The 20,307-nt window shown below is 71.3% G+C and carries 21 protein-coding genes; 3 read left to right on the top strand and 18 right to left on the bottom strand.

Going from position 1 to position 20,307, the window contains the following annotated elements; all coding sequences use genetic code 11:
• Window positions 1-4: 4 nt before the first annotated feature.
• The 7 genes from ENE75_RS23815 to ENE75_RS23785 form a co-directional block, all read right to left on the bottom strand.
• A complete protein-coding gene (locus ENE75_RS23815; RefSeq protein ID WP_128201418.1) occupies window positions 5-775 on the bottom strand; it encodes a coniferyl-alcohol dehydrogenase in 771 nt (256 codons plus the stop codon).
• The gene (locus ENE75_RS23810) at window positions 772-1,788 is read right to left on the bottom strand and encodes a branched-chain amino acid ABC transporter permease (RefSeq protein ID WP_128201416.1); all 1,017 of its coding nucleotides are present in this window, start codon (window positions 1,786-1,788) and stop codon (window positions 772-774) included. Before ENE75_RS23810 ends, ENE75_RS23815 begins: the two co-directional genes overlap by 4 nt.
• Window positions 1,785-2,705, bottom strand: coding sequence for a branched-chain amino acid ABC transporter permease (locus ENE75_RS23805; RefSeq protein ID WP_128201413.1), 921 nt, complete (start codon window positions 2,703-2,705; stop codon window positions 1,785-1,787). Before ENE75_RS23805 ends, ENE75_RS23810 begins: the two co-directional genes overlap by 4 nt.
• Window positions 2,702-3,415 (bottom strand): ABC transporter ATP-binding protein, encoded by a 714-nt coding sequence (locus ENE75_RS23800; RefSeq protein ID WP_128201410.1) that lies wholly within the window; start codon window positions 3,413-3,415, stop codon window positions 2,702-2,704. The genes ENE75_RS23805 and ENE75_RS23800 overlap by 4 nt, the downstream gene beginning before the upstream one ends.
• Window positions 3,412-4,179, bottom strand: coding sequence for an ABC transporter ATP-binding protein (locus ENE75_RS23795; RefSeq protein WP_128201408.1), 768 nt, complete (start codon window positions 4,177-4,179; stop codon window positions 3,412-3,414). The genes ENE75_RS23800 and ENE75_RS23795 overlap by 4 nt, the downstream gene beginning before the upstream one ends.
• The gene (locus tag ENE75_RS23790) at window positions 4,179-5,471 is read right to left on the bottom strand and encodes an ABC transporter substrate-binding protein (RefSeq protein WP_128201406.1); all 1,293 of its coding nucleotides are present in this window, start codon (window positions 5,469-5,471) and stop codon (window positions 4,179-4,181) included. The genes ENE75_RS23795 and ENE75_RS23790 overlap by 1 nt, the downstream gene beginning before the upstream one ends.
• 70 nt (window positions 5,472-5,541) lie before the next feature.
• Window positions 5,542-7,008, bottom strand: a complete 1,467-nt coding sequence (locus ENE75_RS23785; protein ID WP_128201404.1) for an aldehyde dehydrogenase family protein — start codon at window positions 7,006-7,008, stop codon at window positions 5,542-5,544.
• Between the two features lie 259 nt (window positions 7,009-7,267).
• Here ENE75_RS23785 and ENE75_RS23780 point away from each other — a divergent pair, with 259 nt between their 5' ends.
• Window positions 7,268-9,046: a sigma-54-dependent Fis family transcriptional regulator gene (locus tag ENE75_RS23780; RefSeq protein WP_128201402.1), complete on the top strand. Its 1,779-nt coding sequence runs from the start codon at window positions 7,268-7,270 to the stop codon at window positions 9,044-9,046.
• Window positions 9,047-9,089: 43 nt separating this feature from the next.
• Here ENE75_RS23780 and ENE75_RS23775 read toward each other — a convergent pair whose 3' ends face one another.
• The gene (locus ENE75_RS23775; RefSeq protein ID WP_128201400.1) at window positions 9,090-9,779 is read right to left on the bottom strand and encodes a sulfite exporter TauE/SafE family protein; all 690 of its coding nucleotides are present in this window, start codon (window positions 9,777-9,779) and stop codon (window positions 9,090-9,092) included.
• A gap of 12 nt (window positions 9,780-9,791) precedes the next feature.
• Window positions 9,792-11,216: an oxygen-independent coproporphyrinogen III oxidase gene (hemN, locus tag ENE75_RS23770; RefSeq protein WP_128201398.1), complete on the bottom strand. Its 1,425-nt coding sequence runs from the start codon at window positions 11,214-11,216 to the stop codon at window positions 9,792-9,794.
• A gap of 126 nt (window positions 11,217-11,342) precedes the next feature.
• On the opposite strand from hemN, the gene fnr reads away from it, so the two are divergent.
• Entirely contained in the window at window positions 11,343-12,080 is a 738-nt protein-coding gene (fnr, locus tag ENE75_RS23765; RefSeq protein WP_128201395.1) for a fumarate/nitrate reduction transcriptional regulator Fnr, read from the top strand.
• 15 nt (window positions 12,081-12,095) lie between these two features.
• Here the strand turns inward: fnr and ENE75_RS23760 are convergent, their stop codons facing one another.
• From ENE75_RS23760 to ENE75_RS23720, 9 genes are read right to left on the bottom strand one after another with little or no spacing between them, the layout of a single operon-like run.
• Window positions 12,096-12,353 carry a hypothetical protein gene (locus ENE75_RS23760; RefSeq protein WP_128201393.1) on the bottom strand — a complete coding sequence of 86 codons (258 nt, stop codon included), beginning with the start codon at window positions 12,351-12,353 and terminating at the stop codon, window positions 12,096-12,098.
• On the bottom strand, window positions 12,350-12,604 hold the full coding sequence (locus ENE75_RS23755; protein WP_233259255.1) for a FixH family protein: 255 nt from the start codon (window positions 12,602-12,604) through the stop codon (window positions 12,350-12,352). The genes ENE75_RS23760 and ENE75_RS23755 overlap by 4 nt, the downstream gene beginning before the upstream one ends.
• A complete protein-coding gene (gene ccoG, locus ENE75_RS23750) occupies window positions 12,601-14,025 on the bottom strand; it encodes a cytochrome c oxidase accessory protein CcoG (RefSeq protein ID WP_233259254.1) in 1,425 nt (474 codons plus the stop codon). Before ccoG ends, ENE75_RS23755 begins: the two co-directional genes overlap by 4 nt.
• A 13-nt stretch (window positions 14,026-14,038) precedes the next feature.
• Entirely contained in the window at window positions 14,039-14,956 is a 918-nt protein-coding gene (gene ccoP / locus ENE75_RS23745) for a cytochrome-c oxidase, cbb3-type subunit III (protein ID WP_128201391.1), read from the bottom strand.
• Window positions 14,953-15,141: a cbb3-type cytochrome oxidase subunit 3 gene (locus ENE75_RS23740; protein ID WP_128201389.1), complete on the bottom strand. Its 189-nt coding sequence runs from the start codon at window positions 15,139-15,141 to the stop codon at window positions 14,953-14,955. Before ENE75_RS23740 ends, ccoP begins: the two co-directional genes overlap by 4 nt.
• Window positions 15,142-15,154: 13 nt before the next feature.
• Window positions 15,155-15,772, bottom strand: coding sequence for a cytochrome-c oxidase, cbb3-type subunit II (ccoO, locus tag ENE75_RS23735; protein WP_128201387.1), 618 nt, complete (start codon window positions 15,770-15,772; stop codon window positions 15,155-15,157).
• A 19-nt stretch (window positions 15,773-15,791) separates the two neighbouring features.
• A complete protein-coding gene (gene ccoN, locus ENE75_RS23730; RefSeq protein WP_128201385.1) occupies window positions 15,792-17,234 on the bottom strand; it encodes a cytochrome-c oxidase, cbb3-type subunit I in 1,443 nt (480 codons plus the stop codon).
• A gap of 11 nt (window positions 17,235-17,245) precedes the next feature.
• On the bottom strand, window positions 17,246-17,461 hold the full coding sequence (gene ccoS, locus ENE75_RS23725; protein ID WP_128201383.1) for a cbb3-type cytochrome oxidase assembly protein CcoS: 216 nt from the start codon (window positions 17,459-17,461) through the stop codon (window positions 17,246-17,248).
• Window positions 17,462-17,465: 4 nt separating this feature from the next.
• On the bottom strand, window positions 17,466-19,724 hold the full coding sequence (locus tag ENE75_RS23720) for a heavy metal translocating P-type ATPase (RefSeq protein ID WP_233259253.1): 2,259 nt from the start codon (window positions 19,722-19,724) through the stop codon (window positions 17,466-17,468).
• 99 nt (window positions 19,725-19,823) lie between these two features.
• On the opposite strand from ENE75_RS23720, the gene ENE75_RS23715 reads away from it, so the two are divergent.
• Window positions 19,824-20,303 carry a DUF192 domain-containing protein gene (locus ENE75_RS23715; protein WP_128201439.1) on the top strand — a complete coding sequence of 160 codons (480 nt, stop codon included), beginning with the start codon at window positions 19,824-19,826 and terminating at the stop codon, window positions 20,301-20,303.
• Window positions 20,304-20,307 lie beyond the last annotated feature (4 nt).

The following is a 20,307-nucleotide window of genomic DNA, read 5'->3' as shown; positions in this document are numbered from 1 at the left end:
CCCCTCAGACGTAGGTGGAGGCCAGCCCGCCGTCCACCGGCAGGTTGATGCCGCTGACCCAGCGTGCGTCGTCGCTGCAAAGGAAGGCGATCACGGGGGCCACCTCGTCGGCCAGGGCCGGGCGCTTCATGCGGTGGGCGTCCTTCTGCACACGCTCTTCGCCCAGCATGGCGACGAAGTCGCCGAGGATGGGCGTGAGCACCGGGCCCGGCGCGACGCAGTTCATGCGCACGCCCTGCCGGAGGAAGATCTTCTGCGACTGCGTCAGCGTCCAGACGATGAGGGCTTCCTTGAAGTACTGGTAGCAGGTCTCCTGCGCCACCGGGTGGCGCGCCAGCCAGGCCAGGCCGGCCTCGAACCCCGGCGTCTCGGCCAGGGCACGGTGTGCCTCCAGCCGCGCCGGCCACTCGGCACCGAGGATGGAGGACACGTTGACGATGCTGCCGCCCTCGCCCATGCGTTCCAGCAGGCGCAGGCTCAGGTGGCGCAGGCCCAGGAAATTCACGCGCGCCACCGCGTCGGCCTGCGCCGTGCCGGGCACACCGGCCACGTTGGCCAGCGCGTCGATGCGCTCGGGCAATTGCCGGACGGCGTCGTCGATCGCCGCCTGCTCCGACAGGTCGGCCTTGACGAAGCCGTCCAGCGACAACAGCGGTTCATGGCGGTCCATGCCGATCACGCGGGCGCCGCGTGTGCGCAGCAGGCGCACGGTCTCGGCGCCGATGCCGGAACTGCAGCCGGTGACGACGATGGTCTTGCCCAGCAGGGTGCTCATGGGGTGTGTCTCCTTTCGACAGCGACGGGGGTTGAGGCGGGCAGATGCCCGCCCAGGGAAATCAGGGGCCGGCCCCGCCAGCGCCGCAGTGCACCGGCCAGGCCGTCGGGCAGCCACAGCGCGCAGGCCACGGCCAGGGCGCCCAGACCGGCCAGGTACCAGGCGCCCAGGTGCCCCAGCGTCTCCTGCAGCAGGAACAGCAGCAGCGCGCCGATGTACGGGCCTTCGATGCTGCGCAGACCACCGACGAGCACCATGAACAGCATCAGCACCGACCACTGCACGCCGAAGTTGGTGCGCGGCAGGAAGGTGATGGCACTGGCCAGCCAGATCACGCCGGCCAGGCCGGCGGCCAGGGCCGCGACCACGTAGATCAGCTGCCGCGTGCGCATGGCACGCACGCCCAGCGACACCGCCGCCTCGTCGTCGTCGCCCAGCGCCCGCGCGGCCAGGCCGGTCGGGCTGCGCAGCAGCCACCACAGCAGCAGGCTCACGCCCGCCAGCGCCGCGAGCGCCAGCGCATAGGCCAGGTTGCGGCGCAGCGTGGGCTCGACGGCATTGAGCGCGATCAGCGAAGTGCCGGTCTCGCCCTGCACCAGTGGGTCGAGCATGACGAGGATGCGGATGGCCTCGGCCAGCACCCAGGTCGCCACCGCGAACTCGCCGTCCTTCAGGCGCAGCACGTAGAAGCTCAACAGCCAGGCCGCCAGCGCCGCACCGGCCGCGCCCAGCAGCAGGGCCGGCCAGGCATCGACGCCGCCGTCCACCAGGCGCAGCGCGAAGTAGCCGCCCAGGCCGAAGAAGGCCTGCTGCCCCACCGAGACCAGGCCCGCGTAGCCGGCCAGCAGGTTCCAGCTGGTGGCCAGCAGCAGGTAGACCAGCAGCGTGGTGGCCTTGTCGACCACCGAGGCACCGGCCACCAGCGGCAGCACCGCGGCCGCACCCAGCAGCATCAGGGCGCCCAGTGCCGCCAGGGGCAAGGGCTTCGTGCCGGTGTGGGTGGGGGTCGTCATGTGCGGGCCTCCCGTTGCGGCACGCGCGGCCACGCCGGCAGCCCCAGCGCATGGCGGTGCTGCCGCCACAGGCGCAGCCCCAGCACGGCCAGGAACAGCGCATGGCCGGCGAGCTGGAAGCCCTGCGGCGACAACTGCGCCCCCAGGCTCTGCGCCACGCCCAGCGCGATGCCGCCGCCGAGCGTGCCCCACAGCGAGCCGATGCCGCCGATCACCACCGCCTGGAAGGCCTGGATCAGCAGCATCGGCCCGGCAAAGGGCTCCACCGTGGCCCGCATGGCCAGCAGCGCACCGGCCAGTGCCGCGGTCGCCACGGCGATGGCCGCAGCCGCGCGGTGCACGCGGGCAGCATCCACCCCGCACAGGGTGGCGGCCTCGGGGTCGCTGGCGGCGGCGCGGATCGCGCGCCCCAGCGGCGTGAAGCTCAGCAGCGCCTGCAGCGCGGCCAGCACGCCCACTGCCAGCACCAGCGTCAGCACCGGCAGCTGCCCCAGCATCAGGTCCGGCAGCACCTCGCCCGGCAGGCTCCATGCGGCCCAGGCCAGTTCGCCGATGTGATTGGCCAGCGAGCGCGCTTCCGAGCCCACGCCGCCGAACAGCGCGTTCTGGATCAGCGCCCCCAGGCCGAAGCTCACCAGCAGCGGCAGCAGGATGCCGGCGCGCAGCGTGCGGGCGAACAGCGCTCGCTGCAGCAGCACGCCCAGCAGCCCCATCGCCGGCAGCACCACCACCAGCGCCAGCCAGGGCGAACCGCCGACGTGCGGCGTCAGCGTCAGCACGCAGTAGGCGCCCAGCACCGCAAGGTCGCCGTGCGCCAGGTTGATGATGCGCATGACGCCGAACATCAGCGACAGCCCGGCGGCAAGGATGGCGTAGTGGCCGCCGAGCAGCACACCCTGGATCAGGGCATCGATCATGAGGACGTCTCCATGCCGAAATAGGCCTCGGTGATGCGGTCGCGGTCCAGCATGTCGGCAGCAGCGTCCAGCACCACCCGGCCTTCGCGCAGGCAGACCAGGCGGTCGGCGAAGGCCTGGGCCCGCGCCAGGTCCTGCTCGACGATCAGCATCGTCACCCGGCGCTGCGCGCGCAGCGCCGCCAGCGTGTCGTACAGCGACTGCACCGCCAGCGGCGACAGCCCGAGCGAGACCTCGTCCATCACCAGCAGCTCGGGATTGGCCATCAGCGCGCGGCCGATGGCCGCCGCCTGCCGCTGCCCGCCCGACAGCGCCGCCGCCGGGCGGCCCAGCAGCGGCGCCAGTGCGGGCAGCGCGGCCAGCACCGTCTCCAGTGTCCACGGCCCGCGGCGGCCGTTCTCGCCGGCCACGCGCAGGTTGTCGCGCACGCTCATGTCGCCGAACAGGCGGCGGCCCTCGGGCACCAGCGCCAGCCCCTGGCGCAGGCGGCGGTGGGCCGGCCAGGCGGTGACGTCCACACCTTCGAGCACCACCTGCCCCGCTGCAGCCGGGTGCGCCCCGGCCAGGGTGCGCAGCAGCGTGCTCTTGCCTGCGCCGTTGGCGCCCACCAGCGCCACCACCTCGCCGCGCGCCAGCGCCAGCGACACGCCGCGCACGGCGACGAGGTCGCCGTGGCGCCCCTCCAGGGCCCGGATCTCCAGCACCGTCATGCCGCCACCTCCGCTGCCGCATCCATCGCACCGCCCACGTAGGCCGCCCGCACCCGTGGGTCGGCCATCACCGCCTGCGGGTCGCCTTCGGCCAGCACGCTGCCGGCGTCCAGGCACAGCAGGCGGTCGACCACGCCCATCAGCGCATGCAGCACATGCTCGATCCACACCAGCGTCAGGCCGTCGCCGCGCAGCGCCCGCAGCAGCGCCACCAGCTGCGCCAGTTCGGCCTCGGTGAGCCCGCCGCCGATCTCGTCGAGCAGCAGCACCCGCGGCCGGGTGGCCAACGCACGGGCCAGCTCCAGCCGCTTGCGGTCCAGCAGGCCCAGCGCAGCGGCCGGACGCCCCGCCAGCGGGGCCATGCCGGCGCGGTCCAGCGCCTGCAGCGCGGCCTGCGTGGCCGCGGCGCCGCGCAGGCCGGCGCCATGCTGCGCCCCCACCAGCACGTTCTCCAGCACCGTCATGCCCAGGAACGGCCGCGGCACCTGGTGGGTGCGGGCCAGGCCGGCCCGGCAGCGCCGGTCTGCCGGCCAGCCGGCCAGGTCCTGGCCGTCGAAGTGCAGCGTGCCTGCGCTGGCCGGCAGCGCGCCGGCCAGCACGCCGAACAGCGTGGTCTTGCCCGCACCATTGGGCCCGACCACACCCAGGGCCTCGCCGGCCCGGAGCGTCAGGTCCACACCGCAGAGCACCTCGAGCGAGCCGAAGCGTTTACGCAGGCCAAGGCCTTGCAGCAGGGGCACCGCGGTGCCGTCGGCGGCACGCATCACGGCAGCTGGTAGGCCGTCATGGTGCCTTGCAGCGGCACGCGCGGGTTGTCGGCGTTGGCAACGATCACCGGCTCCATCCGGTTCTTCGCCCCGGCAGGCGCCGGCATCCACTGCACGCCCACCAGGCCGGTGGTGGCGCACTGCGGCACCGGGCCGGCGGTGAAGTCCACCGTGCCCACGGTGGTTTCTGCCTTCAGCCTGCCCAGGCTTGCGGCCAATGCGGCCCGGTCACCCGGCGCGTCGGTGGCGCGCAGGGCCGCCAGGGCAGCGTCGAACAGCGAGGCGGTGGCGCCGATCTGCTGCGTCCAGCCCTTGCCGCGCTCGGCCTCCCAGCGTGTGGCCAGCTCGCGGCTGCTCAACCCCGTGGAAGGGCTGGCGAAGGGAAAGGCCGGGTGCCAGTAGGCGCCGGCGTGCAGGCCACGCCCCAGCGGGCCCAGGGCCTCCATCTCGGCCGAGAACAAGCCCGCCTTGGCCAGTTGCACGATCTTGAGCTGGCGCGCCAGACCGCGCTGCGCTGCCTGGCGCCAGAAGACGGCGAAGTCCGGCGGGAACGGGAAGGTGTTGAAGATCTCCACGCCCTCCCGGCGGAAGGTCTGGATCTGCGCGGAGAAGTCGGCCACGCCGTTCTGGTACGGCCCGGCGTCCACCACCGTGAAGCCGGCCTTCTGCAGGGCCGGGATCAGCAGGCCGCGGATGGCGTTGCCGTCGGCATCGGCCGGCAGAAGCATGCCCACCTTCTTGTTCGTGGGCACCTTGCTCCACTGGTCGGCGTACAGCGTGGCGAAATTGCCCACGCCGAAGCAGAAGTGGTGGGCCCACTTGAAGGGCGACGGCTGGCCCGGCTTGGCGCCACGGCCGAAGTAGAAGGCCTCCCAGGGCGCGGTCGTCGACAGCGCCGGCACGCCGGCGGCCTCGCAGGCGTCGGCCACCGGGTTGACGGTCTCCGGCGTCGACGTCGACAGCACCAGGTCCACGCGGTCGGCATTGATCAGTTCCTTGGCCACCGCCGCGGCGCGCACCGGGTTGGACTGCGTGTCCTTGACGATGAACTCCAGCGCATAGCGCTTGCCACCGGCCTCGACCTGGCCACCGCTGGCCTGGCGCACGCGGTCCAGCACCCAGCCGTCGGCCTCGCCGAAGATGCCCAGCGGCCCGGACTGCGGGCTGACGAAGCCCACGCGCAGCCTGCCGGCCTGGGCACGCGACAGGGCAGGAAAGCCGCCGACGGCGGCGGCAGCCAGGCCGCCCTGAAGCAGGCGGCGGCGCGAAGTCGAAGGGGTGCGGTTCATGGTGTCTCCTTGCGCCACGCGGAGGTGGCCCGTGGTCTGCGGGATGGGTGGGGAGTCGATGGGTGGGGGGTCAGAAGGGGAAGGCCGGCGGCGCGTCCTTCACCGTCACCCACTGCCAGCGGGTGTATTCGTCGATGTCCGCCGGCCCGCCCACGGCGCTGCCGTTGCCACCCAGGCCGGGGCCGCCGAAGGGGTTGGTGCACTCGTCGTTGACGGTCTGGTCGTTGATGTGGACCATGCCGGCGTTCAGCCGCCGGCCGATGGCCAGCGCCCGGGCCACGTCGCGGCCGATCACCGCCGCGGCCAGGCCGCCCTGGCTCTGGTTGGCCAGCGTCACCGCTTCTTCGTCGCTGCGGAACGTGACCAGGTTGACCAGCGGGCCGAAGGGCTCCTCGTCGAAGGCGCGCATGCCGGGCTTCACGCCCGACAGCACCGTGGGCTTGTAGCAAAGGCCCTCATGGGTGCCGCCGGCTTCCAGGCGGGCGCCCTGCTCCACCGTGTCCTTGACGATCTGGTCGAAGCGCTGCAGCTGCCTGGCGTCGATCATCGGGCCCAGGGCCACCTGCCCGCTGGCGCCGTCGCCCACCGGCAGGTGCGTGGCCTTGCCCACCAGGCGTTCGCGGATGGCCCCGGCGATGGCCTCGTGCACCAGCACGCGGTTGCTGGCCATGCAGATCTGGCCCTGATGGAACCAGGCGCCGAAGGCGATGGCGCTGGCGGCGGCGTCGGGGTCGGCATCGTCCAGCACCACCAGGTTGTTGGCGCCGCCGAGTTCCAGCGAGACCTTCTTCAGGTGCCGGCCCGCCAGCTCGCCGATGCGCCGCCCCACGGCGGGCGAACCGGTGAAGGCGATCATCGGGACCCGCGGGTCCGTGACCAGGGCCTCGCCGGCCTCGGCATCACCCGGCAGCACCTGCAGCAGCCCGGCCGGCAGACCGGCGCGGGCGAAGGCCTCGGCCATGATCGTGCCGCCCGAGACGGGGGTGCGCGGGTCTGGCTTGAGCACCACCGCGTTGCCCAGCGCCAGCGCCGGCGCCACCGCGCGAATGCCCAGGATGAGCGGGAAGTTGAAGGGCGAGATCACGCCGACCACGCCGTGCGGCACGCGCGTGGCCAGCGACAGCCGCCCAGGCGTGCTGGGCAGCACCTGGCCCTGGGCCTGCAGCGGCAGGCCGGCGGCGATCTGGCAGATCACCACGGCTTCCCGCATCTCATGCTGGCCCTTGGGCACGATGCCGCCGGTCTCGCGGGCGATGGCCAGCGCACCCTCGTCGAAGTGCGACTGCAGTGCCTGCGCTGCGCGCAGCAGCACCGCGGCACGCTCGCGCGGCGGCGTGGCCGCCCACGCCGCCTGTGCCGCGCTGGCGCCGGCGATGGCACTGCGCATGGCCTCGGCGCCGGCGATGGCGCAGCGGCCCAGGCGTTGGCCCGTGGCGGGCTCGGTCACATCGCGGGTGGTGTCGGCCGGCACGAAGCGGCCATCGACGAAGAAGCAGCCGTCCTGGCAGTCGGCGGCGAGCAGGGGGTTCGCGGACATCGGGTCTCCTGGGGGTGGCGGTGGCACGGCCACGGGGGCCGGATGCCCGCTCCAGCGCAACCCACGTGCCCGCTGCCAGTGGCAATCCGACAAAACGTCGTTGCAGGCGACCCGTTTTCAGAGGGACGGCTCCGTGCTTTCCCGGATGTCGCGGACGTGCCGGCGCCGCAGCGCCGCATCGGGTCGGACCCGGACTCAGGATTGATGAAATGATCAACCGCCGCCACACTCGGCCCGCCACCACTTGACCATCTGAGCCATGACCGCGCCGCCTTCCGACCGAATTTCGCTGGCCGAGGCCTCACGTCGCACGGGCGCGCTGATGCAGCGCGGGGCGCCGCTGCCGCCGGAGGCCACCCTGCGCCCCCAGCTGGACGACCTGTCCGAGTGCCTGTTCTTTGCCCCGGGCGACGGGCGCATCTGGCTCGACGACCAGCGCATGGTGCTGATGCACACGGCCGCCATCGGCACCCTGCGGCGTGAGCTGATCGAGACCCTGGGCCTGGACCGCGCACGCGGGCTGCTCACGCGGGCCGGCTACGAGTCGGGCGCCCGCGATGCGCGGCTGGTGCGCGAACGCTGGCCCGACGGTGACCTGGTCTCGGTCTTCATGGCCGGCACCCGGCTGCATGCGCTGGAGGGTGTGGTCAAGGTCATCCCGGTGGAGTACGAGATCGACCCCGAGCGCGGGCACTACCACGGCGAGTTCCTCTGGCAGCACGCCACCGAGGACGACGAACACATCGCCGCCTACGGCATCGGGACCGAGCCGGCGTGCTGGATGCAGCTGGGGTACGCCAGCGGCTACGTCACCGGGCTGATGGGGCGGCTGGTGGTGTTCCGCGAGGTGGAGTGCCGCTCGATGGGCAGCGCGCAGTGCCGCGTGATCGGCAAGGTGGCCGAGGCCTGGGGCGACGTGACCGAAGACCTGCGCTACCTGAACGCACAGGAGTTCCTGGCCACGCGCAGCCACGGGCAGGCGCCGGTGCTGGGTGCGCCGCTGGCCGATGACGGCGCCAGCATGGTCGGCGTCTCATCGGCCTTCAAGGCGGCCTGCCACATGCTCGACCGCGTGGCGCCGACGCGTGCGGCCGTGCTGTTCACCGGCGAGTCGGGCGTCGGCAAGGAGATGTTCGCGCAGACGCTGCACCGCATCAGCCCGCGACGCGAACGCCCGTTCGTGGCGGTGAACTGCGCGGCGATCCCCGAGACGCTTGTTGAGGCCGAGCTGTTCGGCGTCGAACGTGGAGCCTTCACCGGCGCCGGCCAGTCGCGGCCCGGGCGTTTCGAGCGTGCCGACGGCGGCACCCTGTTCCTCGACGAGATCGGGACCCTGAGCCTGACCAGCCAGGGCAAGCTCCTGCGCGCGATCCAGCAAGGCGAGATCGAACGCGTGGGTGGCACGCGCACGCTGCGGCCCGACGTGCGCCTGGTCGCAGCCACCAACGAGGACCTGCGCGCCGCCGTGCAGGCCGGGCGCTTCCGCGAGGACCTGTTCTACCGGCTGGACGTCTACCCCATCCACCTGCCGCCGCTGCGTGAGCGGCGCGAGGACATCCCGCTGCTGATGAGCCACTTCCTGCACGTCTACGGCCACCAGCACGGACGCCGGATGCTGGGCTACACGCCGCGCGCCGTGCGCGCCATGCTGGCCTACGACTTCCCCGGCAACATCCGCGAGTTGCAGAACATGGTCGAGCGCGGCGTGATCAGCGCCGACGAAGGCGGTGTCATCGACCTGCCGCACATGCTCAGGCGCGAGCAGTTCGCGCAGCTGGGCCTGCTGTCGGTGCAGGGCAGCGGCGCGCTCGGCAGCGGGGTGGCCGGCAGGCAGGCGCCCGCCGTGCCGCCGGCAGAACCGGCGCTGCTGGACCTGCTGGCGCCCGCCACGGGTGGCCTGCGGCTGGACGACGTGGAACGCCGGCTGATGCAGGAGGCCGTGGCACGCGCCGATGGGAACCTGGCCGCCGCCGCGCGCCTGCTCGGGCTCACGCGGGCCCAGCTGGCCTACCGTATGCGACGCGCCGTGCCGGCCTGAAGGCTTCACCGCACGCCGGCCCGGCTGCCGGTGCAGCAGGCGATCAGGTGGTGCACCAGGCCACGAAGTCGGCCCACACACCGTGCGTCAGCGCAAAGCCGGCGGCCACGGCGATCATGGCGCCGGAGGCGCGCACCGCCCAGGTCGACACGCGCGCCGCCACCGCACCACCGCCGAACCAGGACCACAGCGCGGGGCCCACCATCAAACCTGCCGCGGTGACGAGGGCGAAGCCCGTCATCACCAGCGCGCCGCCGGCCGGACCGTTGGCCAGCGCAGCCAGCACCAGGGCCGACTGCAGCAGCCCGCAGGGCCAGGCCACCCAGGCCAGGCCGGCGGCCCCGGCCTTCGCCGGCCCCTGCACCCGTTGCCAGCCGGCCGCCGGCCCGGCGGCACGGGCGCTGCCACGGCCCAGCGACTCCAGCCACACCGGCTGGCGGCCCTGCCACAGCAACCACAGGCCCAGCACCAGCGCCGCGGCGTGCAGCAGGGTCCATATGGGGCGCAGCAGCGGGCTCCAGGCGGCCAGCGCCGCAAGCGCACCGATGCTGCCGGCGGCCACGGCGCCGGCAGCGGCGTACGACAGGGTGCGCGCGGCGTGGAAGGTCCAGGCGGTAGGGCCGGTGGCACCGCGGCCGGTGACGGCGGCACAGGGTGCGGCGCACATGGCCACGCAATGCGGCACGCCGGCCAGCCCCAGGGCCAACGCACTGAGCAGCAGCGCGAACTCCATGCTGCGAGTCTGTCAGACGATGCGGGAGAAACGCTCGCGGTTCTGGTCGGCGCGCAGGTAGCGGTCGAAGGTCAGCGCCACGGCGCGCACGAAGAACCAGCCATTGGCGGTGACGCTGATGCCGTCGTCGTCGATCTCGACCAGACCTTCGTCGACCATCGGGCGCAGGGCCTCGATCTCGGCGGCGAAGTAGTCCTCGAAGCGCACCAGGTGCGCCAGCGAGATCGACTCGAACTCCACCCGTCCCTGGCACATCAGCGCCATGATCACGGCGCGGCGCACGAGGTCGTCGCGCGACAGCGCCAGCCCGCGCACGGTGGGCAGCTGGCCCTGGCGCAGGGCGTCGTAGTACTCGGGCAGCGTCTTCGCGTTCTGGCTGTAGGTGGCGCCCATGCGGCCGATGGACGACACGCCCAGGCCGATGAGGTCACAGTCGGGCTGCGTGCTGTAGCCCTGGAAGTTGCGGTGCAGGCGGCCCTGGCGCTTGGCCGCGGCCAGGGCGTCGCCATGCAGCGCGAAGTGGTCCATGCCGATGTAGGTGTAGCCGTGCCCGGTGAAACCGGAGATGGCCGCGCCCAGCATGCCGATGCGCGCATCGGCCGGCGGCAGGTCTTCGGCGTGGATGCGGCGCTGCGGCTTGAAGCGCGCCGGCAGGTGCGCGTAGGCGTAGAGCGCGATGCGGTCGGGCCGCAGTTCGCAGACCTGGGCGATGGTGCGCTGGAACGACGCCGGCGTCTGCTTGGGCAGGCCGTAGATGAGGTCGGCGTTGATGGACTCGAAGCCACACTCGCGCGCGCCGAGCACGAGGTCGCGCACGCTCTCGAAGCTCTGCACCCGGTGCACGGCCTGCTGCACGTCGGGGTCGAAATCCTGGATGCCGAAGCTGATGCGGTTGAAGCCCATGGCCGCCAGCTCGCGCAGGCGCGCCGGGCTGGCGGTGCGCGGGTCGACTTCGATGGAGATCTCGGCGCCGGCCACCACGCGGAAGGCCGCACGCAGGCTGGCCATGAGGCGCCGCAGTTCGTCGTCGCTCAGAAAGGTGGGCGAGCCGCCGCCCAGGTGCAGCTGCGACACCGGCTGGCCGGTGCCCAGTTCGGCCGTGTGCAGCGCGATCTCCTGGTCCAGCGCGTCCAGGTACTCGGCCGCCCGGTCGTGGTGCTTGGTGATGACCTTGTTGCAGGCGCAGTAGTAGCAGACCGATTCGCAGAACGGCACGTGCACGTACAGCGACAGCGGCGCAGCGCCCCCCACGCGCGCGCCCTGGGCGCGTTCCTGCAGGGCCTGCCGGTAGGCGTCGGGCCCGAAGGCCTCGATGAAGCGGTCGGCCGTGGGGTAGGAGGTGTAGCGCGGCCCCGGCACGTCCAGACGGCGCAGGGTCTCGTCGGGGATGACCAGCGGCTGATCCTGGGCGGCAACGGGGGTGGCGGCAGTGTCCATGCCGCGACTGTGCCAAAGACCGCTCGCGTGAACTTGACTTGGCTCAAGTGTGCGAATGCTCTATGGTGTCCGGACGGCGCCTTTGACGCGCCACAATGCGGGCAACCCCTGACCGATCATCATCCGATGTCCACCGCCACGCCGCCGCTCCGCCTCGAACCCTTCAAGGTCGCCTGTTCGAACTGCAACCTGCGCGAACTCTGCCTGCCGGTGGGCATGTCCAACGACCAGCTGCTCAAGCTGGACACGCTGGTGTCCACCCGCCGCACCGTGCAGCGCGGTGACACGCTGTTCCGCAGCGGCGAGGCGTTCCAGTCCCTCTACGCCGTGCGCACCGGGTTCTTCAAGACCTGCGTGGCCAGCGAGGACGGCCGCGACCAGGTCACCGGCTTCCAGATGGCCGGTGAGCTGCTGGGGCTGGACGGCATCGGCACCGAACGCCACACCTGCGACGCGGTGGCGCTGGAAGACTCGCAGGTCTGCATCATCCCCTTCCACCAGCTGGAGGACCTGTCGCGCGAGGTGTCGGACCTGCAGCGCCAGTTCCACCGCATCATGAGCCGCGAGATCGTGCGCGACCATGGCGTGATGCTGCTGCTGGGCAGCATGCGGGCCGAGGAGCGCCTGGCGGCCTTCCTGCTGAACCTGACGCAACGCCTGCAGAGCCGCGGCTTCTCGGCCAGCGAGCTGATCCTGCGCATGACGCGCGAGGAGATCGGCAGCTACCTGGGGCTGAAGCTGGAGACCGTGAGCCGCACCTTCTCCAAGTTCCAGGACGAAGGCTTCCTGGAGGTCAAGCAGCGCCAGATCCGCATCCTCGACCAGGACGGTCTGCAGCGCCTGGTCAACGGCGCGAACTGCTGAAGGCGCCCGCCCCGGTCAGCGCAGTTCGCCGCGGTTGAGGTCCTCGGCACCGACTTCCAGCAGTTCCGTCAGCGACGCGGCGGCGGCGATCACGCCCCAGAACAGGAAGAAGGCCACGGTATAGACCGCAGTGGGCGACCAGTCCAGCGGTGCCCCGCCGAACAGGTGCAGCTGCGTCGGGTCGACGAAGGCAAAGACCAGCATCTCCATCACGCCGGCCATCAGGAAGGCCGGCCAGAGCACGGCCATCACGCGCTCGCGCCGGCGGATCATGGCTTGGTGGGCGCCACCGGCGCGCCACCGGGCGTGGCGGCATGGTTGCGCGACTGCACGGCGGTGGGCTGGCGGGTATCGAGCACCGGGTCGGCGCCGCGGATGGCGATCACCGCCGTGGTGATGCCGGCCACGACCACGACGGCCGGGCCACCGATCACCAGCCACACCATGGGCTCGCGCCACCAGGGGCGTCGCTCGCTCTGGGCCTGGACCTTCATCTGCTTCTCCTTGGACGCCGGCACGCTCATCGCGGCACCATGAACGTCGTCTTCTCGTCCAGCGTGGTGTCGCCGTCGAGCAGTTTCACCTGGATCACGATCTTGTGGGCGCCGGCACCGGCCTGCGCCGCCACCTCCGGCGGCACGCGCACGGCCACGGGCACCCACTTGTTCTCCGCCGGTGCCAGCATGATCTCGCGGCCACCGTCGAGCACGATGCCGTCCAGCCCGGTGGCCACGGCGCTGTAGCGCTGCGGCCGCTCGGTGGTGTTCATCATCTGCAGCGTGTAGACGTTCTCGATCCAGCCGTCGTCGACGATGCGGGCCAGCGAGGCGCGGTCGCGCACCACGTCCACCTTGAACGGCGCGCGCAGCCACAGGCTCACGCCCAGCGCGCCGACGATCAGCACCAGGATGGCGGTGTAGACCAGCACCCGCGGCCGCAGCACGTGGCGGAACATCTCCGCCTTCGTCCAGTGGCCGGCCATGCCGTTGAGCGTGGCGTAGCGCACCAGGCCGCGCGGGTAGTTCATCTTGTCCATCACGCCGTTGCAGACGTCGATGCAGGCGGCGCAGCCGATGCACTCGTACTGCAGGCCCTTGCGGATGTCGATGCCGGTGGGGCAGACCTGCACGCACAGGCCGCAGTCGATGCAGTGCCCCAGGTTGGCTGCCTTCAGGTCGGTCTTTCGGCCACGCGTGCCACGGGGTTCACCCCGCTCGGCGTCGTAGCTGATGATCATCGTGTCCCGGTCGAACATCGCGCTCTGGAAGCGCGCGTACGGGCACATGTACTTGCAGACCTGCTCGCGCATCCAGCCGGCGTTGCCGTAGGTGGCGAAGCCGTAGAACAGCACCCAGAACCACTCCCAGGGGCCGAAGCCGAAGGACAGGGCCGAGGCGGCGAGCGTCTTGATCGGCGTGAAGTAGCCGACGAAGGTGAAGCCGGTCCACAGGGCGATGGCGATCCAAGCGCCCTGCTTGGCGGTCATGCGCCACAGGCGGTCCAGCGTCCAGCCACCGGCGTCGCGCTTCATGCGCTGCGCGCGGTCGCCCTCGACCTTGCGCTCCACCCACATGAAGATCTCGGTGTAGACCGTCTGCGGGCAGGCGTAGCCGCACCACAGCCGGCCCGCCACCGCCGTGAACAGGAACAGCGCGTAGGCCGAGATGATGAGCAGGCCCGTCAGGTAGATGAAGTCCTGCGGGTAGAGCACCAGGCCGAAGATGTAGAAGCGGCGCGCGGCGAGGTCGAACAGCACCGCCTGACGCGCGTTCCATTCCAGCCACGGCAGCCCGTAGAACACGAGTTGCGTGGCCCACACCAGGGCCCAGCGCCAGCCGGCGAACCAGCCGCTGACGGCGCGGGCGTAGATCTTCTTCTGCTTCTGGTAAAGAGACACCACCTCGACGGCGACGTCCTCCCCTGCTCCTGGTGCGGTACTGCTCACGTGAAGGCCGTCCTCAGTTGCTGGCCACGGCCGTCGTGTTGCGCGACAGCTGCCAGACGTAGGCGGCCAGCACGTGGATCTGCTCCTTGGTCAGCAGCTTGGCCTGCGCCGGCATCACGTTGACCTTGCCGTTGTTGACCATCGCGGCAATGGCGGCCTCGCCCCAGCCGTGCAGCCAGACCTTGTCGGTCAGGTTCGGAGCGCCCAGGGCCTGGTTGCCCTTGCCGTCCGGGCCGTGGCAGGCCGCGCAGGCGGCGAACTTGTCCTTGCCCAGTTGCGCATACACGGGGTTGTGCGCGCTGTCGGACAGGCTGAGCACGTAGTGCGCCACGTTGCGCACGTCCTCGCCACCGCCCACCGCGGCGGCCATCGGGGGCATGTTGCCCTGGCGGCCGTTGGTGATGGTCTCGACGATGGCCTCGGGCGTGCCGCCCCAGAGCCAGTCGGTGTCGGTCAGGTTCGGGAAGCTCTTGCTGCCACGGGCGTCCGACCCGTGGCACTGCGCGCAGTTGTTGATGAACAGGCGCTGGCCGATGCCCATGGCGGTGGCGTCCTTGGCCAGGTCCTCGGCCGACATGGCCACGTACTTGGCATAGATGGGCTCCATGGCCGCCTTGGCCTTGGCCTGCTCGGCCTCCCACTGGCCGGTGCTGGACCACTTCAGCGAACCGGGGCTGCTGCCCAGGCCCGGGTACAGCGCCAGGTAGATGGCCGCGAAGACCACGGTGATCACGAACAGCCACATCCACCAGCGCGGCAGCGGGTTGTTCAGTTCACGCAGGTCCTCGTCCCAGACGTGGCCGGTGGTGTTGTCGTTGGCCATGACCTTGCGCCGGCTGGCGATGATGAGCAGCGCCAGGCAGGCCACGAGGCCGAGGATGGTGACGGCGGCGACGAAGATCGACCAGCCGCTGTTGAAGAAGTCGCTCACGACGCCCTCCCTTCGTTGCGCGCCGCCGTGTCCACGGGGGAGGCTTCGCCCTCCTCCTGGAACGGCAGCTGCGCTGCTTCATCGAATGCAGCCTTGCGGCTGCGTGCATAGGTCCAGCCCACGAGGCCCAGGAACAGCAGCATGCTGATCACGGTGACCACGCTGCGCAGATCGTTGATGTCCATCACGGTCTCCTCGTCAGCGGGCCACGCCCAGGCCCTGCAGGTAGGCCACGACCGCGTCGAGCTCGGTCTTGCCCTTGACCTCGTCGCCGGCCTTGGCGATCTCGTCGTCCGTGTACGGCACCCCGATGGTGCGCAGCGCCTTCATGCGCGGGGCCATGCTGGCCGGGTCGACCGCGGCCTTGTCCAGCCAGGGGTAGGCCGGCATGTTGGACTCGGGCACCAGGTCACGCGGGTTGTTCAGGTGCACGCGGTGCCACTCGTCGCTGTAGCGGCCGCCGACGCGGTGCAGGTCCGGGCCGGTGCGCTTGCTGCCCCACTGGAACGGGTGGTCGTAGACGTACTCGCCGGCGGTCGAGTAGGCGCCGTAGCGCAGCGTCTCGGCACGGAACGGACGCACCATCTGCGAGTGGCAGTTGTAGCAGCCCTCACGGATGTACACGTCGCGCCCGGCCAGTTGCAGCGCGGTGTAGGGCTTGATGCCCTCCGCCGGCTGCGTGGTGCTGCGCTGGAAGAACAGCGGCACGATCTCGACGATGCCCCCGATCGCCACCGCGATCAGGATGAGCACGATCATCAGGAAGTTGCTGGTCTCGATGCGCTCGTGACCGCTCGGCTTGACATTGCTTGCCATGATCTGGACTCCTCCCGCCTCAGGCGTGGGCCGGGGCCATGGGCACCGGCACCACTGCGGGCTTGCTGCTCTTGACCGTCATGACCACGTTCCAGGCCATGATCAGCATGCCGCTGAGGTACAGCAGGCCGCCGGCCAGACGGATCACGTAGAAGGGGAACGTGGCCTTGACGCTCTCGACGAAGCTGTAGACCAGCGTGCCGTCGGGGTTGACCGCGCGCCACATCAGGCCCTGCATCACGCCGGCGATCCACATCGCGGCGATGTAGAGCACGATGCCGATGGTGGCGATCCAGAAGTGCAGCTCGATGGCACGCTTGCTGAACATCTCCGTGCGGCCGTACATGCGCGGGATCAGGTGGTACAGCGCGCCCATCGAGATCAGGCCCACCCAGCCCAGCGCACCGCTGTGCACGTGGCCCACGGTCCAGTCGGTGTAGTGGCTCAGCGCGTTGACGGTCTTGATCGACATCATCGGCCCCTCGAAGGTCGACATGCCGTAGAACGACAGGCTGACGATCAGGAACTTCAGGATCGGGTCGTCACGCAGCTTGTGCCAGGCCCCGCTGAGGGTCATGATGCCGTTGATCATGCCGCCCCAGCTCGGCGCCAGCAGCACCAGGCTGAAGATCATGCCGATGCTCTGCGCCCAGTCCGGCAGCGCCGTGTAGTGCAGGTGGTGCGGGCCGGCCCACATGTACGTGAAGATCAGCGCCCAGAAGTGAACGATCGACAGCCGGTAGCTGTAGACCGGGCGCTCGGCCTGCTTGGGGATGTAGTAGTACATCATCCCCAGGAAGCCCGCCGTGAGGAAGAAGCCCACCGCGTTGTGGCCGTACCACCACTGCACCATCGCGTCCTGCACGCCGGCGTAGGCGGAGTAGCTCTTGGTCAGGCTGACCGGGATGGCCGCGCTGTTGACGATGTGCAGCAGCGCCACGGCGATGATGAAGGCGCCGAAGAACCAGTTGGCCACGTAGATGTGGCGCACCTTGCGGATGCCGATGGTGCCGAAGAAGACCACCGCGTAGGCCACCCAGACGACCGCGATCAGCAGGTCGATGGGCCATTCCAGTTCGGCGTATTCCTTGCCCTGCGTGAGGCCCAGCGGCAGCGACACCGCCGCGGCCAGGATCACCAGCTGCCAGCCCCAGAAGGTGAACTTGGCCAGCCCGTTGAGGAACAGCGGCGTCTGGTTCGTGCGCTGCACCACGTGGTAGCTGGTGGCGAACAGCGCGCAGCCGCCGAAGGCGAAGATCACCGCGTTGGTGTGCAGCGGGCGCAGTCGCCCGTAGCTCAGCCACGAGATGCCCAGATTGAGCTCAGGCCAGGTCAGCTGGGCGGCGATGATCACGCCCACCAGCATGCCGACCACGCCCCACAGCACGGCGGCGAGTGCGAACCATCGCACCACCGTGTCCGTGTACACCGGGGCCGCGGCCCCCACGCTTCGGTTTGACATCAGCTCTCTCCTCACGAGGAAACGTTTCTAGCAGTAGGGGATTGTTCTTCGGTGCGCTGCAACATCGATTGATCGGCATCAACCGTGGCACTCTCGGATTCGAGAATGCGCGCGCCCTCGCCTTCCAGGTCCTCGAACTGGCCGCGGAACAGCGCCCAGCCGAAGACACCCAGGATGGCCAGCACCAGCACGGCCGACAGCGGGATCAGCAGGTAAAGGATGTCCATGGGGTCAGCGCAGCGGGTCGCGTGCGGCGCGCAGCGCGTTGAGCACGACGGTGAGCGAGCTGGCCGCCATGCCCAGGCCCGCGGCCCAGGGCGGCAGCCAGCCGATCACGGTCAGCGGGATGCCGATGGCGTTGTAGGCCACGGCCCAGACGAGGTTCTGGCGCACGATGGCCAGCGTGCGCACGGCGGTGAGGCGGGCACGCAACACGTCGTGCCAGCGGCCGGAGACCACCACGGCGTCGGCCTGCGCCCGCGCCACGAGGGCGCCGTGACCCATGGCCAGCGACACGTCGGCACGCGCCAGCACCGGCGCGTCGTTGACGCCGTCGCCGACCATCAGCACACGGTGGCCGGCAGCCTGCGCGGCCTGCACGGCGGCGAGCTTGTCCTCGGGCGACGCGTCGCCGACGGCCTGGGTGATGCCCAGCCGGCCCGCCATCGCCTGGACACGTGCGTCCCGGTCGCCGGAGAGCAGCGTCGCCGGCAGGCCCTGCGCCGCCAGCGCCGCCAGCGCCGGGGCGGCGTCCTCTCGCAGCGTCTCCGGTCGCACCACCTGGGCCACCGGGCGGCCATCGAGCGCCAGCACGGCGCGCGCGTCGTCGGGCAGCGACATGTCCGGCGCCAGCCAGGCCGCCGAGCCCAGCTGCCAGCGACGTCCCTGATCGTCCTCGCCCTCCAGGCCCTGACCGGCACTTTCCTCGACGCGCCGCATCGCCAGCGGCATGGCGGCCAGGCTCGACGCCAGCGCGGCGCTCAACGGATGGGTGGACCGCGTGGCCAGCGCCAGCGCGGCGGACTCGGCCAGCGGCAGGTCGACCTCCGGCGCCAGGGCGACCAGGCTGGCTGCGGCCCCGCGGTCATCGGTGAGCGTGCCGGTCTTGTCGACGAACAGGTCGTCGGCCCGGGCCAGCGACTCCAGCGCATCCAGCCGCTGCAACATCACGCCGCGCCGCGACAGCCCGCCGGCCGCCGCCACCATCGCCGCCGGCGCCGCCAGCGACAGCGCGCAGGGGCAGGTCACCACCAGCACCGCCACCGCCACCGGCAGCGCGCGCGCCGGGTCGATGAGGCTCCACACCGCCGCGGCACCGGCAGCCAGCAACAGCACGGCCCACAGGAAGGGCCCGGCCCAGCGGTCGGCCACCTGCACGGCGGCGGGGCGCTGCGTCATCGCGTCCCGCATCATCGCCACGATGGCCTCGTAGCGGGTGTCGGCCCCCACTCGGTCCACGCGCAGCCGCACCGGCGCACCCACGTTCAGGCTGCCGGCCACCAGCGCTGCGCCCGGCGCCTTGGCCACCGGGGTGGATTCGCCGGTCAGCAGGGCCTCGTCGGCCTCGGTGGCACCGCCCAGCAGCATGCCGTCGGCCGGGAAGGCTTCGCCCAGCGGCACCTGCACCACGTCGCCCGGGCGCAGCCGCCGGACGCTGATGGTCTCCAGCGCACCATCGGCCGTCTCCCGCCGGGCCGTGGCCGGCATCGTGGCCAGGCTGGCCTCCAGGTCGGCCTGCGCCCGGTGGCGCGTGCGCAGTTCCAGGTAGCGCGCCCCAAGCAGGAAGGCGACGAACATGCTGACGGAGTCGTACCAGACCTCGTGGCCGAAGGCGCCGCCGGGCACGAAGGTGGCGCCCATGCTGCTGGCGAACGCGGTGGCGATGCCCACCGCCACCGGCAGGTCCATGCCGATGCGGCGCTGGCGCAGGCCACGCCAGGCGGCGCGGAAGAAGGGCCCGGCGGCGAACAGCACCACCGGCAGCGTCAGCACCCACTGGCCCCAGTTGAGCAGCTGGCGCAGGTCCTCGGCCAGATCACCCGGCTCGGCCACGTAGCTGGGCGTGGCCAGCATCATGACCTGCATGCTGCAGAAGGCGGCCACGAACCACCGCCACAGCGCGCGCCGGTGCTCCTGCCGGCGCAGTTCGCGCGCCGGCGCAGCCGCGTCGGGCACGGCGTCGTAGCCGGCGCCGCGGATGGCGGCGATCAACGCCGACGGCCGGGTGCGCGCCGGGTCCCACTGCACGCTGGCGCGTGCGCTGGCGGCGCTGACGCGAGCCTCCAGCACGCCGTCCACGCGCGTCAGAGCAGATTCCAGGATGCCGCTGCAGGCCGCACAGGTGATGCCGGCAATCTGCAGGCCCGAATCGCACACCGTGCGCCCGGCCGCATCCACGCGCTGGCGGGTGAATTCGGCGTAGGCCAGCGGGTCGTCGACGACCGCCGCTTCGCCGCTGGGCGCTGACAGGTCGACGGGGGTGGCGGGCAAGGGCGTGGTACTGCTCATCGGGCCAGGCACGGCCCGGGCCCGAGGGGCACGGCGGCTGTGCGATGCTTGCGCACTGTACGCACCTGCCCCGACGCCGACATGATCTATGTCAAGACCGCCCGGTCCGCCGCTTCTGCCGCCTTTGCCGCTTTATGGCTGCTGCTGTCATGTGTGCCGCTGGCCGGCCATGCGCAGACCGGCCCGCAGCCGAAGCTGCCCACCATCCCGCTGACTGCCGGCATGCACGTGATCCAGGCCGAACTGGCGACCACGCCCACGCAGCAGATGATCGGCATGATGCAGCGCCGCAGCATGGGCGCCAACGAGGGCATGCTGTTCGTCTACGACGCACCGGCCCCGCTGTGCTTCTGGATGCGCAACACGCTGATCCCGCTGACCATCGCCTTCATCGGCGACGACGGCCGGATCGTCGGCCTGGCCGACATGCAGCCGCTGGACGAGACCTCGCACTGCACGCCCGAGCCGGTGCGCTTCGCGCTGGAGATGAACCAGGGCTGGTTCAAGAAGCGCGGATTGAAAAAGGGGGACCGCCTGCGCGGTGCCCCCTTCGGTTCCTGAGCCC

This window comes from Rubrivivax albus (genome assembly GCF_004016515.1).
In the GTDB taxonomy this organism is placed as follows: Bacteria; Pseudomonadota; Gammaproteobacteria; order Burkholderiales; family Burkholderiaceae_C; genus Rubrivivax; species Rubrivivax albus.
This window is presented reverse-complemented; position numbering and strand designations above follow the sequence as displayed.